The 15237-nt window shown below is 67.6% G+C and carries 13 protein-coding genes, 1 tRNA gene and 2 pseudogenes; 10 read left to right on the forward strand and 6 right to left on the reverse strand.

All coding sequences use genetic code 11. The annotated features are described in order from the left end of the window. Positions 1 to 158 precede the first annotated feature (158 nt). Together cobS and BM009_RS17555 are read right to left on the reverse strand one after the other, a co-directional pair. Positions 159 to 1163 carry a cobaltochelatase subunit CobS gene (gene cobS / locus BM009_RS17550; RefSeq protein WP_093298154.1) on the reverse strand — a complete coding sequence of 335 codons (1005 nt, stop codon included), beginning with the start codon at positions 1161 to 1163 and terminating at the stop codon, positions 159 to 161. 73 nt (positions 1164 to 1236) lie between these two features. Continuing rightward, entirely contained in the window at positions 1237 to 1917 is a 681-nt protein-coding gene (locus BM009_RS17555) for a winged helix-turn-helix transcriptional regulator (protein WP_093298156.1), read from the reverse strand. Positions 1918 to 1996: 79 nt separating this feature from the next. Here BM009_RS17555 and BM009_RS17560 point away from each other — a divergent pair, with 79 nt between their 5' ends. Genes BM009_RS17560 through BM009_RS17585 form a run of 6 tightly spaced genes read left to right on the forward strand, consistent with a single transcriptional unit; the run spans position 1997 to position 5020 of the window. Further along, a complete protein-coding gene (locus BM009_RS17560; protein ID WP_093298157.1) occupies positions 1997 to 2428 on the forward strand; it encodes a VOC family protein in 432 nt (143 codons plus the stop codon). Positions 2429 to 2431: 3 nt separating this feature from the next. Then, on the forward strand, positions 2432 to 2914 hold the full coding sequence (locus BM009_RS17565; protein ID WP_093298159.1) for a VOC family protein: 483 nt from the start codon (positions 2432 to 2434) through the stop codon (positions 2912 to 2914). A 19-nt stretch (positions 2915 to 2933) separates the two neighbouring features. Then, positions 2934 to 3164, forward strand: coding sequence for a DUF4287 domain-containing protein (locus BM009_RS17570; RefSeq protein ID WP_093298160.1), 231 nt, complete (start codon positions 2934 to 2936; stop codon positions 3162 to 3164). Between the two features lie 18 nt (positions 3165 to 3182). Then, positions 3183 to 3854 carry a glutathione S-transferase family protein gene (locus tag BM009_RS17575; RefSeq protein ID WP_093298162.1) on the forward strand — a complete coding sequence of 224 codons (672 nt, stop codon included), beginning with the start codon at positions 3183 to 3185 and terminating at the stop codon, positions 3852 to 3854. Positions 3855 to 3866: 12 nt separating this feature from the next. Further along, a complete protein-coding gene (locus tag BM009_RS17580; protein ID WP_093298163.1) occupies positions 3867 to 4223 on the forward strand; it encodes a DUF1428 domain-containing protein in 357 nt (118 codons plus the stop codon). Positions 4224 to 4240: 17 nt separating this feature from the next. Next, complete coding sequence (locus BM009_RS17585; RefSeq protein WP_093298165.1) at positions 4241 to 5020, forward strand: VOC family protein; 780 nt, start codon at positions 4241 to 4243, stop codon at positions 5018 to 5020. A 71-nt stretch (positions 5021 to 5091) separates the two neighbouring features. On the opposite strand, the pseudogene BM009_RS17590 reads toward BM009_RS17585, so the two are convergent. Together BM009_RS17590 and BM009_RS17595 are read right to left on the reverse strand one after the other, a co-directional pair. Further along, positions 5092 to 5373: pseudogene (locus BM009_RS17590) on the reverse strand (endonuclease domain-containing protein); the annotation flags it as partial. A gap of 239 nt (positions 5374 to 5612) precedes the next feature. Next, the gene (locus BM009_RS17595) at positions 5613 to 6170 is read right to left on the reverse strand and encodes a J domain-containing protein (RefSeq protein ID WP_093298166.1); all 558 of its coding nucleotides are present in this window, start codon (positions 6168 to 6170) and stop codon (positions 5613 to 5615) included. An 89-nt stretch (positions 6171 to 6259) separates the two neighbouring features. On the opposite strand from BM009_RS17595, the gene BM009_RS17600 reads away from it, so the two are divergent. Together BM009_RS17600 and BM009_RS17605 are read left to right on the forward strand one after the other, a co-directional pair. Next, positions 6260 to 6544 (forward strand): BolA family protein, encoded by a 285-nt coding sequence (locus BM009_RS17600; RefSeq protein ID WP_093298168.1) that lies wholly within the window; start codon positions 6260 to 6262, stop codon positions 6542 to 6544. Next, positions 6541 to 6981, forward strand: coding sequence for an NUDIX hydrolase (locus BM009_RS17605; protein WP_093298169.1), 441 nt, complete (start codon positions 6541 to 6543; stop codon positions 6979 to 6981). Before BM009_RS17600 ends, BM009_RS17605 begins: the two co-directional genes overlap by 4 nt. Before the next feature lie 202 nt (positions 6982 to 7183). Here the strand turns inward: BM009_RS17605 and BM009_RS17610 are convergent, their stop codons facing one another. After that, complete coding sequence (locus tag BM009_RS17610) at positions 7184 to 11806, reverse strand: NAD-glutamate dehydrogenase (protein ID WP_093298170.1); 4623 nt, start codon at positions 11804 to 11806, stop codon at positions 7184 to 7186. A 103-nt stretch (positions 11807 to 11909) separates the two neighbouring features. After that, a complete protein-coding gene (locus tag BM009_RS17615; RefSeq protein WP_093298171.1) occupies positions 11910 to 13178 on the reverse strand; it encodes a PAS domain-containing protein in 1269 nt (422 codons plus the stop codon). 203 nt (positions 13179 to 13381) lie between these two features. Between BM009_RS17615 and BM009_RS17620 the strand changes: the two genes are divergently transcribed. Both BM009_RS17620 and BM009_RS17625 read left to right on the forward strand, forming a co-directional pair. Further along, positions 13382 to 13457: transfer RNA gene (locus tag BM009_RS17620), tRNA-Thr, on the forward strand. Positions 13458 to 13608: 151 nt separating this feature from the next. Beyond that, positions 13609 to 14825: pseudogene (locus BM009_RS17625) on the forward strand (tyrosine-type recombinase/integrase). The last annotated feature ends 412 nt before the right edge of the window (positions 14826 to 15237 follow it).

Here is a 15237-nt window from a genome sequence, read left to right on the forward strand (position 1 = left end):
GCTGGAGAGCAGGCCCTGATCCTCCCCCGCCAGGGGGAGGTGACCCGCGTCAGCGGGGCGGAGGGGGAGGACGCACGACGGTTCGAGAGGGTCTGGCATCCTCCCCCTCCGTCGCGCTTTGCGCGCCACCTCCCCCTGGCGGGGGAGGATAGGCCAGCTTAGGCCCGGCCGACCACGCTCTCCGGCAGGTCCTTGCCGAACACGCGCTGGTAATATTCGGCCACCTGCGCCCGTTCCGCATCGTCGCACTTGTTGAGGAACGACAGGCGGAAGGCGAAGCCGATGTCGCCGAAGATCAGCGCGTTCTGCGCCCAGGTGATCACGGTGCGCGGGCTCATCACCGTCGAGATGTCGCCGTTGATGAAGCCGCGGCGGGTCAGCTCGGCCACGCGGACCATGTTCTCCACCGTCTCCTTGCCGCCCGGCTTGTCATATTCGCCGGACTTGGCGAGCACGATCCGCGCCTCGGTGGCGGCGGGCAGATAGTTGAGCGTGACGACGATGTTCCAGCGGTCCATCTGGCCCTGGTTGATCTGCTGCGTGCCGTGATACAGGCCGCTGGTGTCGCCCAGGCCCACCGTGTTGGCGGTGGCGAACAGGCGGAACCAGGGGCTCGGGCGGATCACCCGGTTCTGGTCGAGCAGGGTCAGCTTGCCCTCGGTCTCCAGCACGCGCTGGATGACGAACATCACGTCCGGGCGACCCGCATCATATTCGTCGAACACCAGGGCTGTCGGGGTCTGCAGCGCCCAGGGCAGCAGGCCTTCGCGAAATTCGGTAATCTGCTGGCCGTCCTTGAGCACGATCGCGTCGCGGCCGATCAGGTCGATGCGGCTGATATGCGCGTCGAGGTTGATGCGGATGCACGGCCAGTTGAGCCGCGCCGCCACCTGCTCGATGTGCGAGGATTTGCCGGTGCCGTGATAGCCCTGGATCATCACGCGGCGATTGTGCGCAAAGCCGGCCAGCACCGCGAGGGTGGTGTCCGGATCGAACACATAGGCGGGGTCCAGATCGGGCACGCGCTCGTCCGCTTCGCTGAACGCGGGGACTTCCATGTCGATGTCGATCCCGAACAGGTCGCGCACCTTCACCATCTTGTCGGGCGCGTCGAGGATCGTGGTTTCCCGGCTGTCGGGCTGGGTGTTGGGGATGTCGGCCATATCAAATCCTTCAGTCGCACCGGACCTAGTGGCTTGTTTGCCGCACTGCAACCGCATGTCCAAAGGGGAGGGTTCAGGCGCCGATCTTGGGCGGCAGCAGGAACAGCGTGGCGAAGGCGGCTGCGCGGCCTTGGTCGCCTTCGACAACGAACCTGCCCTCGGCGAGTGCCATGGGCAGCGGCATGACCCCGAACAATACCGGCAGGAAGTCATTGGGTTCGCCGACGAACACCGCTTCGGTGTCGGCGAGCGTGCCACGGTCGATCGCCAGCGCACCATCGTGCACGGTGACACGATAGGTCTCCTCGCCCAGTCGAAAGCCGATGCGGCCCGCCCAGCCCGCGGCCTTGTCCGGCAGCAGCAGCATGCGCAGCGCCAGCATCAGCGAGACGCGCGAGAAAGGGAGCGAGGGATCGTGCCGCGGCGAGCGTAGCGCCCAGCGGCCCATCGCCATCACCACCGGCTCGGCCTCATATCCCCAGGGGGTGAGCGCATAGACCTGCACGCTCGCCGGCGGCGGCAGCTTCTCGCGCACGACGATCCCGTCTGCCTCCAGCCCCTGCAGCCGTTGGGTGAGCACATTGGCGCTGAGCCCCGGCAGCCCGGCGCGAATCTCGCCGAAGCGGCGCGGGCCGAGCAGCAATTCGCGGATGATCAGCAGCGCCCAGCGCTCGCCGACGAACTCCAGCGCGAGCGCGGTGCCGCAGGCATCCTCATAGCGGCGCTTGGGGTTGGTTATATTTTCTAACTTCACGGTTGTGTTTTAGGATCAGGCGCGGCACGAATCAAGCAGCGCGCGACTCGAAGGCGCTGCACAAAGGGGAGAGACAGCGATGCCGAACGCCGTGTTCGTGAACCTGCCGGTGGCCGATGTGCCGCTCGCGACCGCCTTCTACGAAGCGATCGGCTGCACCAGGAACGTGCAGTTCAGCGGGCCGACCGCGAGCGCGATGGTGCTGTCGGAATCGCTCACCTTCATGCTGCTCCACCGCGACTTCTTCCAGACCTTCACGCCGCGCGCGGTTGCCGATGCGACCACGACGACCGAGGTGCTGATCGCACTGCCGCTCGACGATCGCACCGCGGTCGATGCGCTGGTCGAGAAAGCGGCGGCAGCGGGTGGCTCGGGCGACATCCGGCCGGTGCAGGACATGGGGTTCATGTACGGCCGCACCTTCACCGATCCCGACGGCCATATCTTCGAGCCGTTCCACATGGACATGGCCGCCGCCGCCGAAGCGATGGCGCAGGCGGAGCCGGCCTGAGCCATGGCGCAGAAGATCGTCCCCTGCCTGTGGTTCGACGGCGCCGCCGAGGAGGCAGCGCGCTTCTACGTTTCGCTGCTGCCGGATAGCCGGATCGACAAGGTGGTCCGCGCGCCCGCAGCCTATCCCGCCGGAGAGGCGGACGCGGTGCTGGTGGTGGAGTTCACGCTGGCGGGCCTGCGCTACATCGCGCTCAATGGCGGCCCGCAGGCGCGGTTCAATGATTCCGTCTCGTTCCAGATCCACACCGAGGACCAGGCCGAAACCGATCGGCTGTGGGATGCGATCACCGCCCATGGCGGGGCCGAGCGCGACTGCAGCTGGTGCGAGGATCGCTGGGGGCTGCGCTGGCAGATCGTGCCGCGCCGGCTGGGCGAGCTGATGGCCGATTCCGACCGGGCACGCGCCGCCCGCGCGATGCAGGCAATGATGACGATGCGCAAGATCGACATCGCCGCCCTCGAGGCGGCCGCCGAGCCGGCTTGAGCCAAAGAGGAGATCGACCATGTCGTTCCAGGCCTATCTCGACAATATCCAGGCCAAGACCGGCCGCAGCCCTGACGATTTCCGCAGCTACGCCGCCGAGAAGGGCTGGGCCGATGCTTCCGGCTTGCGCGCAGGCGTGAAGGCTGGGGCGATCGTCGCCGATCTCAAGGAACAGTTCGGACTGGGGCACGGCCACGCGATGGCGATCGTCGCGTTGCTCAAGGGTGCCAAGCGCGAAGGCGATGCCTGAACCGGAGGAGAGGATAGCATGCCTGTGGTTTCCGAAAGCCCGATCGAGATCGTCACCCTGGACTGGGTGCCGGACTTTGCGCGTGGCTATGTCCGCGACTTCCGCGTCCGTTGGGCGCTGGAGGAGGCCGGGATCGGCTATCGCACCGATCCGATCAGCACGGTGGACCGGCCGGCGGCCTATTTCGCCGAACAGCCCTTCGGCCAAGTGCCCGCCTATCGCGAGGGGGATGTGCGGATGTTCGAATCGGGCGCGATCGTGCTGCACATCGCCGAGCGCTCCGAAGAGCTGCTGCCGCGCGATCCGGTTGGCCGGGCGCGGGCGCTCAGCTGGACGGTCGCGGCACTCAACAGCGTCGAGCCGATGCTGATGGAGCTCGCCACGGTCGACAGGTTCGCGCAAGGCGAAGAATGGGCGCGGCTGCGCCGGCCCAGCCTGGTCGCGGATGTCGACAAGCGGCTCGGCCACCTTGCCGCGGCCCTGGGCGACCGCGACTATCTGGAGGGCCGCTTCACCGCTGGGGACTTGCTGATGGCCTCGGCACTGCGGATGCTCGACCATACGGACATGCTGGCCGCGCATCCGGCGCTGGCGGCCTATCAGCGGCGCTGTCTCGCACGCCCGGCTTTCGGTGCAGCGATCGCGGCGCAGCTCGAGGACCTGCGGGCCGAGATGCCCGTACCAGCCTGAGGGAGCACGACCATGGCCTATCTCGACGGATATGTGATCCCGGTGCCCGAGGCGAAGAAGGAAGAATATCGCGCGCTGTCGGAAGTGACGGCCGAGCTGTTCCTCAAGTTCGGCGCGACGCGGGTGATGGAGACGTGGAGCGAGGACGTGCCGCACGGCACCGCCACCGATTTCTACCGCGCGACGCTGGCCGAGGAGGGCGAGGCGGTGGTCTTCGCCTGGGTGCTGTGGCCCGACAAGCCGACGCGGGATGCCGGCTGGGGCAAGCTGATGGAAGCGCCCGAAATGCAGGGGCGGACGATGCCGTTCGACGGCAAGCGCATGTTCTGGGGCGGATTCGAGCCGATCGTCGATCGCGGCGACGGCTGACGGCAGGGGAGAGCAACATGACCAATCGGCAGGGGGAAATCATCTGGTACGAACTGATGACGCGCGATGCGGACAAGGCTGCGGCCTTTTACGGCGCGGTGGTCGGCTGGGAGGTCGGCGCGGCGCCGCCCGGCGGGCTTGATTATCGCATGATCGTGGCGCCGGACGGCAATGCCGGCGGCATGCTGCAGCTCGACCCGGCGATGCTATCGGCGGGGGCGAGCCCCGGCTGGCTCGCCTATTTCGGGGTCGACGATGTCGATGCGAGCGTGGCGGCGATCGTCGCGGAGGGCGGCAAGGTGCTGGTGCCGGCCCGGGATGCGGCCGGGGTCGGCCGGATTGCGATGGTCACCGATCCGCAGGGCATTCCCTTCTACGTGATGCGCGGCGCGACCGAGGGTGCGACCAGTACCGTCTACCAGCGGCGCGGGCTCGGCCATGTCGGCTGGAACGAGCTGCATGCGCCCGATGCCGAGGCGGCGCTGGGCTTCTACCATCGCCAGTTCGGCCTTACCCGTATGGGCGGCATGCCGATGGGCGCGCTGGGCGAGTACAGTTTCATCGGCCATGATGGCGGCGAGCCGATCGGCGCGATCATGCCGCGTATGGCGGAGGGCCCGACCGGTTGGGGCTTTTACATCCGGGTGGACGATGTCGATGCGGCCAAGGGCCGGATCGAGGCGGCGGGCGGGACGGTGGTCAACGGGCCGATGGACGTACCGGGCGGCGAGCGCGTCGTGCAGGGGCTGGATGCGGACGGGGCGTTGTTCGGGCTGGTGAGCGGGGTCGAAGCATAGCGGCTGCGTGCCGTTTCCAGGATGTGGCGGAGGGCGCCGTCGAGATTGTGGAGCAGGGCGTCGGCGGGGATGCGGAGCGTGGTGATGCCGTTGGCCGCGAGCCAGGCGTCACGGCGGGCATCGTGTTCCGGCCGGTCGCCATGGGCGTGGCCGGCGCCGTCCAGTTCGATCGCGAGGCGGGCGCGGGCGCAGTAGAAATCGAGGACATAGGGGCCGGCCTGGTGCCGTCGGCGGAAGTGGAGGCCTTCGGGGTCGCCGCGGAGGTGGCGCCAGAGGCGGCGCTCAGCGGGCGACATCTCGCGGCGGAGCTTGCGGGCGAGGCTGCGGGTCCGCGGGGTTCCACGAAGGCGCATTTCGGCGACTCCATCCGTTTAGATGGGGTGGAGGATGCCGCATTTTTCGGAACGAATAAAGAACAAAGTTCGCGGCTGGCCCCCTCCACCACCGCTCTCGGCGGCGGTCCCCCTCCCCCGGAGCTGCGCTCCGAGGGAGGAAACGGCTCAAGGGAAGTGTTTCCTCCACCGCAAAGCGGGGGAGGGGGACCGCGCCGCGCCAGCGGCGTGGTGGAGGGGGCTTCCCCGCGCCTCGAAACTCAAGCGAAGGCGGCCGACCCCTTCAACTGCTGATACGCCGTGATCACCCGCTGCAGCCGCGCCTCATGGCTGCGGTCGCCGCCATTGCGGTCCGGATGGTATTTCCGCACCAGCTCCGAATAGCGCTTGCGCAGCGCCGTGCGATCGCAGTCGATCTCCAGGTCCAGCACCTTCAGCGCATCGCGGTCCGCGCCGGAGAGCGGCCGCCCGTCCTTGCGCTCGCCGCGATCCTTCATCCGATCGCGGAAGCGCGCGCCGATCGCGTCGAGCGGATCGGCGAAATCAGCCCAGCGCGGCGGCACGTCGGGGTTGGCGCTGAACGCGCGCGTCTCGCGTTCCCAGCCGGCGATCGGGCGCTGCGCCTCGTGGATCTCGTCGGGGCTCATGCCCGAGAAGAAGTTGTAGCCCGAGTTGAACGCGCGGACATGGTCGAGGCACAGCCAGCGGAATTGCGGCGGGCCGTCGAAGCCGCTGCGCGCGCCTTCCAGCGGCGGCGCGCGGAACTCGCCGGCGGCGGTGCAGCCCGGCTCTGCGCACAATCTTCCCTCCGCTTCCATGCGACCATGGAAACGGGCATTCGGACGATCCTTTTTCGGCGGACGGCTAGCCACGCGACTCCCTCGAACAAACCGCCTATATAGGCGCGATGACCGACCTCGCTACCGGCCCCCTGGCCGATCTTATCGCCGATCGCCTGCGCACCGCGCTCGCCCCCTCCCAGCTCCATGTCAGCAACGACAGCGCCCAGCATCGCGGGCATCTGGGCGATGACGGCACGGGCGAAAGCCACTTCACCGTCACCATCGAGAGCCCGGAGTTTGCCGGGCTCAACCGCGTCGCTCGCCAGCGCAAGGTCAATCACGCCCTCGCCGACCTGCTCGCCACGCGTATCCACGCGCTGGCGATCAAGGCGACCGCGCCCGGCGAATGAGCACGCGCATCGCGCGCCCGGCGGCGCGGATCCTGCTGCTGGATGGCGCAGGGCGGGTGCTGCTGTTCCGCTTCGATCCCGGCGACCGGCCGCCCTTCTGGTGCACCCCGGGCGGCGCGGTCGATACGGGCGAGAGCTATGAAGCGGCCGCGCGGCGCGAGCTGTGGGAAGAGACCGGCATCCGCGCCGATCCCGGCCCGGAGGTGGCGCAGCGGGTCGTCGAGTTCGTGACGATCGAAGGCGTGCCTGTGTGGGCGGACGAGCGCTATTTCCTGGTTCGCACCGAGGTGGAGGCGATCGAGACCGGGGGCCACACGGCGCTGGAGCAGCGCGTGATGCGCGGCTGGCGCTGGTTCACGCGGGACGAGGTCGCCGCGCATGACGAGCCGATCTTCCCGGAGGACCTGCTCGAGATGCTTGCGGCGCTCGAAGGCTAGCGCCTTCTTCTTCTATTCGCCCCTCCCGACTGCGGGAGGGGCAGGGGGAGGGTGTGTGCTGGAAGCGAGGGCCGCGGGCGAAGGAGAGGGCCGCGCTGCGTCAGCTCCTCTTCGGCGGATCGCCCGCTACCCTTACTCACCCTCCCCCTAACCCCTCCCGCAAGCGGGAGGGGGATTTGAGGTAGTGGAGGATTTTACAGCCTTACTCCCGCCCGAGCAGCACGCGGGCCTGGCCCGCGATCTGCGCCAGCATCGCCGCGTTCGGCACCGCCGACTGGCGGGCACGCCGCACCAGCGCGCTGAACTGGTCGACCCGAGCGCGGTGCTCGGCGAGCCAGGCATCCACCGCCGCTTGCGGATCCTGTCCGTCGACGCGGCCGAGGAAATCCAGCCGCAGCTGCTGGAAGTCGCGGGCGAGGCCGGCGATCAGCAGGCGTTCCCACACATCGCCGGTGGTGATCCGCGCTGCGGTCGACTGGGCCCAGTCGAGGCCCAGTGCCTGGCCCAGCGAGGTGAAGGCGCGGGTGAGCACCACTTCGTCGACGCCGCTGCGCTGGCCGAGATCGGCGAGACCGATGCAACCGTCCAGCTCGAACACATGGACCACGCGGTCGACGAGCTCGATCGGTGCGCCTGCCGCGGTGAGCTTGCCGCAGATGCGGTCGGCCTGGGCGCGCACTTCGGTGAGCATCAGGCTCTTGGTCTCGCGGCCGAGCGCCTCGATGCCGGGCTGCAGCCGCGCGATCACCTCGGCGGGGCTGGCGCCCGGCCGGGTGATGCGCAGCAGATCGGCGATCTGGCCGCGTACCGCCACCGCCAGCTCGTCGAGCAGTGCGATACGGGCGCCTTCGCCGATCTCGGCGGTTTCCACCGCTTCCCACAGCGCCGGCAGGCCGAGCAGCCGTTCGGCCACGACGAACATCGCGGCGATGTCGCGCATCGACGCGCCTTCTTCCTCGGCCAGCTCGAACGGGTGGAGCACGCCGAGGCGGTTCACCACGCGATTGGCGAGCTTGGTCGCGACGATTTCGTTGCGGAGGCGATGCTCGTCGATCGCCTTGCCGAAGCGCTCCTGCATCGCCTTGGGGAAGGCGGCGTGGAGATCGCCGACCAGCGCCGGATCATGGCCGAGGTCGCCCTTCTCGATCGCGTCCTGCAGCGCCAGCTTCGCCGAGGCGAGCAGCACCGCCAGTTCCGGCCGGGTCAGCCCGCGGCCATCCTGTGCGCGGCGCAGCAGGTCCTCGTTGGAACCGAGACCCTCGACGCCGCGGTCGAGCCGGCCGCTCGCCTCCAGGATCTCGATCACCCGCACATAGCTGGGCAGGTCGAGCGCGCCGTCATTCTCCATGAAGGAGAGCGCCAGTGTCTGCAGGCGATTGTCCTCCAGCACGAGGTGCGCGACGTCGTCGGTCATGGACACGAGCAGCGCGTTGCGGTCCTCGAAGCCGAGCCGGCCCTCGATCATCTCGCGGTTGAGCGCGATCTTGATGTTGACCTCATTGTCCGAGCAATCGACGCCCGCCGAATTGTCGATGAAGTCGGTGTTGAGCCGGCCGCCATTGCGGGCGAAGGCGATGCGCGCCGCCTGGGTAACGCCGAGATTGGCGCCTTCGCCGACCACCTGCGCGCGGACCTGCTCGGCATTGATGCGGATGCGGTCGTTGGCGGGATCGCCCACCTCGCCGTTGCTCTCGCTCGCCGCCTTCAGATAGGTGCCGATGCCGCCGAACCACAGCAGCCCGACGCGTGCCTTGAGGATCGCGATCATGAGGCCATTGGGATCGATGCTGTCGACGTCGAGGTCGAGCAGCGCCTTGACCTGCGGGCTGAGCGGGATCGACTTTTCGGTGCGTGGGAACACGCCGCCGCCCTCGGAAATCAGGTCGGGGTTGTAATCCGCCCAGCTCGAGCGCGGCAGCGCGAACATGCGCGCGCGCTCCTCCCAGCTCTTCGACGCATCCGGGTTCGGATCGAGAAAGATGTGGCGATGGTCGAACGCCGCGACCAGCTTGATCGACTTGGACAGCAGCATGCCGTTGCCGAACACGTCGCCGGACATGTCGCCCACGCCCGCGACGGTTACCGGCTCGGACTGGATGTCGGTGCCCATCTCCAGGAAGTGGCGGCGGACCGAGACCCAGGCGCCCTTGGCGGTGATGCCCATCGCCTTGTGATCGTAGCCGACGCTGCCACCCGAGGCGAACGCGTCGCCCAGCCAGAAATTGCGCTCGATCGCCAGCGCATTGGCGACGTCCGAGAAGGTGGCGGTGCCCTTGTCCGCCGCGACGACGAAATAGGGATCGTTGCCGTCGAGGATGGTCACGCCCTCGGGATGCACCACCTCACCGGAGACGATGTTGTCGGTGATCGACAGCAGCGCGCGGATGAAGATGCGGTAGCTCTCCGTGCCTTCCGCCAGCCAGGCGTCGCGATCGACGGCGGGCGAGGGGAGGTGCTTCGGATAGAAGCCGCCCTTGGCGCCGGTCGGCACGATCACCGCGTTCTTCACGCGCTGCGCCTTCATCAGGCCGAGGATCTCGGTGCGGAAGTCGTCACGGCGATCGGACCAGCGCAGGCCGCCGCGGGCGACCGGGCCGGCGCGCAGGTGGATGCCCTCGACACGTGGGCTGTACACCCAGATCTCGCGCCAGGGGAGCGGGGCGGGGAGGCCGGGCACCTTGGCCGAATCGAGCTTGAACGCCAACGCCTCTACACCGGCGGGCGCGAACGCGTTGGTGCGGAGCGTTGCCAGCACGACGCCCTTGAACAGGCGCAGGATGCGGTCGTCGTCGATCGCATTGACCTGCGCCAGGCCCGCGTCGATCGCCTTCTCCGCCAGCGCAACCGCATCGGCCTCGCCGCTGCGTGCAGAATTGTGCGCCGCCTCGAAGCGGTCGACGAGCGCGAGTGCGACGAGCGGGGCACGGCGGAGCGCGTCGACCACGGTGCCGAGGCCGTAGAGCATGCCGGTCTGGCGCAGATAGCGGAACCAGGCACGCAACAGCACCACCGCGGCGGGGCTAAGACCTGCTTCCACGATAAGGCGGTTGAACAGGTCGTTCTCGGCACGGCCTTCGAGCACCGCCGCCACGGCAGCCTCGACGATCGCGGGATTGCGGTCCAGCATCGTGCTGGGCGTCGCCGGCTCGACCTTGAAGTCGTGGATGAAGGCGCCGTTGGTCAGCTCGGTCGGCACTTCCTCGAGCACGCGGAAGCCGAAATTCTCGAATGCCGGCACCGCGTCGGACAGCGCCAGCGCGCCGCCCAGGCGGTACAGCTTGATCCGGTATTTGCCGGGCTCGCCCTGCAGCGGCACGATCCGCACCGAACGGGCATGCTCGTCCTCGAGCCCGCCGATCCGCACCATGTCCTGCGCGGCTTCCTCGGGCGTGTGGGTGAGGCGGTAGACGTCGGGAAAGGCGTTGGCGAGGCGCAGCGACAGGCGGGCGGCGCCGCTGCCGGCGATGTCGTTCAGGCACGCTTCCACCGCCGGGCCCCAGCCGCGCACCATCCGGGCGATGCGCGCGTCGAGCTCGTCCTCGTCCGGCATCGTCGTGTCGCCGCGCAGGTCGAGCGTGTAGCGCAACTGCGCCAGCACGCCGTCCTCCAGCGCGATCGACCAGTTGATCATCTTGGCGTGCGCCGCCTCGGTGAGCATGTTGCCGATCGTCTCGCGGTGGCCGGCGGCGACCTGCTCGCGCGGCAGCCAGACAAAGGCAAACAGATGCCGGCCCAGCGTGCTGCGCACCAGCACCAGCTTCGAGCGCGGCCGGTCCGCGACCGACATCGCGGTGAGCACCAGGCTCTCCAGTGCCTCCAGGTCGAAGGCGGTGGTCAGGTCGTGCGGCAGGCCGGTGAGCGCATGCGTCATCGCCTTGCCGGTATGGCCCGAGGGATCGAAGCCGAACTTCGATTCGAGCATCTCCAGCCGGCCGCGCAGCATCGGCACCATCGCCGGGGGCGTGTTGAGCGCCTGGCTCGTCCACAGGCCGTAATGGATCGACAGGCCGGTGACATCCTGGCCGGTCATCAGCGGCGTCACGACGATGTCGAGCGGCACGCGGCGGTGCACGGTGGAGGTGGCGTTGGACTTCAGCAGCAGGGGAATCTCGCCGCCCATCTCGAAATAGTCGATCGCGAGCTTGCGGGAGGTGTCGGCGAGCAGCGGCACCTCATGGGTGTAGCGGGCGAGGCCGATCTGGTCGCTGCTCTCGCCGCTGACCGACCATTTCTCGTGGCCGAGCAGCGTCATCGCATCGTCGGCGAACCAGCGGAGCAGCGCCTCGCCTTCGCGCGAGGGGACGCGGGCGCCGTCGATCGACAGCGCCTGCTGGAGCGGGCGCCAGTCGGAAACGACGTCGCGGACATGCTCGAGCACCCGCTCGATCTCGCTGGTCAGCGCGCGGCGGGTGCGGGCGTCGGCGCGCTCCATCTCGATGTAGATCATCGATTCGGGCTGCGAATCCTTCGCCTTCTCGCCGATGTCGGTCACCACGCCCTTGGCGTCGCGCTCCACCGGCAGGATCGGGTGGATGATGCGGAAGATGCTCAGGTCGAACGAGGCGATCGCCGCCGCGATCGAATCGACCAGGAACGGCATGTCGTCGTTGATCACGGCGAGCCGCATCTTGCGGCTGGCATCGTCCTGATAGGTTTCGAGATTGAGCCGCACCGTCTGCGGCGGGCGTTCCGCCGCCGTTTCCGCGACGAACCGCGCCACTTCGGTGCGCTCGGCGTCGTCCAGTCCTTCCAGCTCTCCGGGCAGGGCTCCTTCGAAGATCCGATCCTCAAAAGCCTGCATGATCTTTTTTTCTAGGTTCTTCATGGATGCGGCTATGCTCCCGGGCGAAGGCCACCTCAAGTCTGGAAAAACCGGGAGGAAAGGCGCAGAAGCGCCCTCCGCCGCGGTTGGACTCAGGCAGCGGGACTCAGGCCGCGGCGCGACGCACGGCACGGTCGGTCAGCTGCGCGTCGTCTTCCAGCTTGGCGATGATATCCAGGCCCTGCGCACCCGCACGCGCCAGCAGCAGCACGAACTCCGCTTCACCCGGCGTCATCGCCACACGAGCGAGCGGCGGACGCTGGCGCAGCGCCTCGACCGCGCGGGCGAAGGCGGCTGGGCGGCGCTCGCCGGCGACCGACGCACGCAGCTCACGCTCCGCCGCGACGACGCCCTTGATCCCGCCGGGCGTGATTTCGAGGAAGGCGTCGAGCCCGTCCGCCGGCACCGCCAGCCGCCGGGCATGGGTGAGCACGGCGGCGAATTCGGCCAGCCGCGTCTTGTCGTAATCGGCGCCGAAGACGAGCTTGGCCACCGGCGTCATCGGCGCGCGCGCCTGGGCGCCGATGCCCGCCTCGGCGAGCAGCGCGGCATAGCCCTCGGCGTCCTTCTCGGCCGCAATCGCGAAGCCATAGGCGCGATCAAGCGCGCGGTAGAGCACCGCGCGGCCGCGCAGCTCCGAGGCGCGGGCGGCCGCGGCCGACTCGCGCGCGAGCATCAGCTGATCGGCCAGCGGCGAGGCGACTTCGGTGCGCGGCAGCTCGGCCGCGGCGGGCGAATCCAGGCCGGCGCTGGGGCCATCCGCCCATACCGACTGGGTCGGCGCAGGGTGCGGCACCGCGCGGCGCGAGGCCTCGATCTCGGCATCGAGTCGCGCCTGCATCTCGGCGTCGACGACTTCCTTCCAGTTGATCACGCCGTAGATGAAGTCGATCGTCTCGGGGTTCGAGGCGAACGGCATCAGGATGCCGCGGTAGAACATCTGGTGGCCGCGCTGGCCGACGAACTCGGCCTCGAAGCCGATCGGCGCGCGGTTGGCGATGATCTGGAGATAATGGTCGGTCAGCCGCGACAGCAGCGAGCGGCTCGGCACTTCACCGACATGCGCGATCGGTCCCTCGATCCCGCATTCCTCGCGCAGCGCGGTGCCGAGATAGCGGATCGCGGGGTTCTCGATGCCGGCAGTGAAATCGAGCAGCACGCTGTTCGGGCCGAAATCGGCGATGTTCTCGGGATCGAGGTCGTGAATCGCGGGGTAGGGGCGGCCGCGCAGCAGCGAGACCCAATGGTTGTAGGCGCGCACATGCATCCGCCGCTCGTCACCGCCGATCGCCACCGGGCGTTCGTCGATCGCCTCGTCCGCCGCGGGCACGGGCTCGGGGTCCGTCGGACGATTGATGCCGCGAGCCATGTTCATGCGGATGCTCCACTGCGGGCGAGGGCCCGAAAACGCTGATCCGGGGCCTTGTGCAGGGTCCATGGTAAATGCTGCGTAAAAGGCGGATCAGGAAAAGCCGCGGGCCGAAGAAAGTTGGCGGCTGTGCAAGGAGGTGCTTGCATGCGCCGGGAACGGCTGGTAAGCGCGCCCTCCTCCGGGCAAGCCAGCGCCCGGCACCGGGCGCCGCTTTAGCTCAGCTGGTAGAGCATCGCATTCGTAATGCGGGGGTCACAGGTTCGAGTCCTGTAAGCGGCACCAGTACATATTGAGAACATTGTAGAAAACCGCGGAAAACTGCGGTAAAATGTCTCCTGCGGGTCCCGTAGTTTCCCATTTTGTTCCACCGTGGCCCACCCGAAGTGGCCACGAATCAGTGGGCCACGGAGATCGCAGGAAGGCGTGGCCCACCATGCTTACGAACGTCGAGGTTCGCGCGCTGAAGCCGGCGGCACGTCCGTTCAAGGTTCCGGACGGCGATGGCTTGTATCTTCTCGTCCAGCCCTCTGGCGCGCTGCTGTGGCGGTTTCGCTACAAGGTGTTCGGTGTTGAGCGGAAGCTTTCGCTTGGCAGCTTCCCCGAGGTGACTCTCCAGCAGGCGCGCCACAAACGAGATGAGGCGCGCGCCGAACTCGTCGACGGCTTCGACCCGGTCGAGCAGAAGCGACAGAAGCAACTCGAGGCAGAACTGGCAGCGAAGACCACCTTCGAACTGGTCGCCAATGAATATATTGAGAAGATGGAGCGCGAGGGAAAATCGGCGGCGACCCTCAAGAAGGCGCGCTGGTTTCTCGAACTGCTCGGTGGAATCTCCCGCCGGCCCATCGCGGCCATCACGCCGCACGAGCTACTGGATGTCCTGAAGCGCGTTGAACGCCGCGGGCATCACGAGACGGCGGTGCGGCTGCGCTCGTTTGCAGGCCGCGTGTTTCGCTATGGCTTCGCGACCCTGCGCACCGAAAAGAACCCGGCAGACATTCTCCGGGGTGCGCTTACCGTTCCGCGCGTGAAGCATCATGCGGCGATCGTTCAGCCGAAGAAGGTTGGAGAACTGCTTCGCGCCATCGAAGACTATAAGGGGCGCACTGAAACGCTCTACGCGCTGCGGATCGCACCGCACGTGTTCCTACGGCCGGGTGAGCTCCGGCAGGCGAAATGGAGCGAGATCGACTTGCCGAGAAGGTGTGGCGCGTGCCCGCAGAGCGCATGAAGATGAAGCAGCCGCACGCTGTGCCACTGTCCCGGCAGGTGCTGTATCTGCTTCAGGATCTGCGATCGCTGGCGCGGTCGAGTGAGTTCCTGTTCCCCGCACTGCATACGACGTTGCGTCCGATCTCCGACAACACATTGAATGTCGCACTTCGGCGCCTGGGCTTTGAACATGACGAAATGACCAGCCACGGCTTCCGGGCCATGGCGAGCACGCTGCTCAATGAATCCGGCCTTTGGCACCCCGATGCGATCGAGCGTGCGTTGGCCCATGGCGAACGGGATCGGGTCCGGGCAGCCTATCACCGAGGCGCTCACTGGGATGAGCGGGTCCGCATGGCGCAGTGGTGGTCTGACTACCTTGACCAGCTTCGCGTTGGCGGTGCGGTGATCAAGGCGAAATTCCGAAAGCGCGGGTAGAGTTGCCCCAATCGCCTGCGGTGAAGGTAAACCAACCGACCGAAATACGTTTGTCAAAATAATTACTTACCGCACTGCCGCAAAAATGGAGACCCAGGGGTCAGGCCCCATCCCCTTTTCGTAAATCGGGTTCGAAGCACAAACGCGATCGGGTTTGGCAACTACGAACGCCGGAGATGTCCCACGATCGATCGGCAGTAGTCGACCACAATCGGACGTTCCCATCTGCCACCTTGAAGGTCCGCCGTGGACGGAAGCTGCCGATTAGGCGGTCGAGTGGACGATCAGCTATGCGTCCGTGTTCTGATCGTTCAACTTACCCGCGTAGCACTTGCAAGCTGCCGTTCGGCTAAAGGTAAAATTCGCTGATGTGCTACGCCCGGTTTTGCGTGGTTGAAGTTAATCAACCTTG

Source organism: Sphingomonas sp. NFR04 (genome assembly GCF_900114095.1).
Taxonomy (GTDB): Bacteria; Pseudomonadota; Alphaproteobacteria; order Sphingomonadales; family Sphingomonadaceae; genus Sphingomonas.

What these genes read in the sequence shown, in the direction of transcription:
- BM009_RS17560 (WP_093298157.1), top strand. Translation starts at nt 1,997, where the DNA reads ATGCCGAACGCCGTGTTCGTGAACCTGCCGGTGGCCGATGTGCCGCTC.
- BM009_RS17570 (WP_093298160.1), top strand. Translation starts at nt 2,934, where the DNA reads ATGTCGTTCCAGGCCTATCTCGACAATATCCAGGCCAAGACCGGCCGC.
- BM009_RS17580 (WP_093298163.1), top strand. Translation starts at nt 3,867, where the DNA reads ATGGCCTATCTCGACGGATATGTGATCCCGGTGCCCGAGGCGAAGAAG.
- BM009_RS17575 (WP_093298162.1), top strand. Translation starts at nt 3,183, where the DNA reads ATGCCTGTGGTTTCCGAAAGCCCGATCGAGATCGTCACCCTGGACTGG.
- cobS (WP_093298154.1), bottom strand. Translation starts at nt 1,163, where the DNA reads ATGGCCGACATCCCCAACACCCAGCCCGACAGCCGGGAAACCACGATC.
- BM009_RS17585 (WP_093298165.1), top strand. Translation starts at nt 4,241, where the DNA reads ATGACCAATCGGCAGGGGGAAATCATCTGGTACGAACTGATGACGCGC.
- BM009_RS17600 (WP_093298168.1), top strand. Translation starts at nt 6,260, where the DNA reads ATGACCGACCTCGCTACCGGCCCCCTGGCCGATCTTATCGCCGATCGC.
- BM009_RS17595 (WP_093298166.1), bottom strand. Translation starts at nt 6,170, where the DNA reads ATGGAAGCGGAGGGAAGATTGTGCGCAGAGCCGGGCTGCACCGCCGCC.
- BM009_RS17605 (WP_093298169.1), top strand. Translation starts at nt 6,541, where the DNA reads ATGAGCACGCGCATCGCGCGCCCGGCGGCGCGGATCCTGCTGCTGGAT.
- BM009_RS17565 (WP_093298159.1), top strand. Translation starts at nt 2,432, where the DNA reads ATGGCGCAGAAGATCGTCCCCTGCCTGTGGTTCGACGGCGCCGCCGAG.
- BM009_RS17615 (WP_093298171.1), bottom strand. Translation starts at nt 13,178, where the DNA reads ATGAACATGGCTCGCGGCATCAATCGTCCGACGGACCCCGAGCCCGTG.
- BM009_RS17610 (WP_093298170.1), bottom strand. Translation starts at nt 11,806, where the DNA reads ATGAAGAACCTAGAAAAAAAGATCATGCAGGCTTTTGAGGATCGGATC.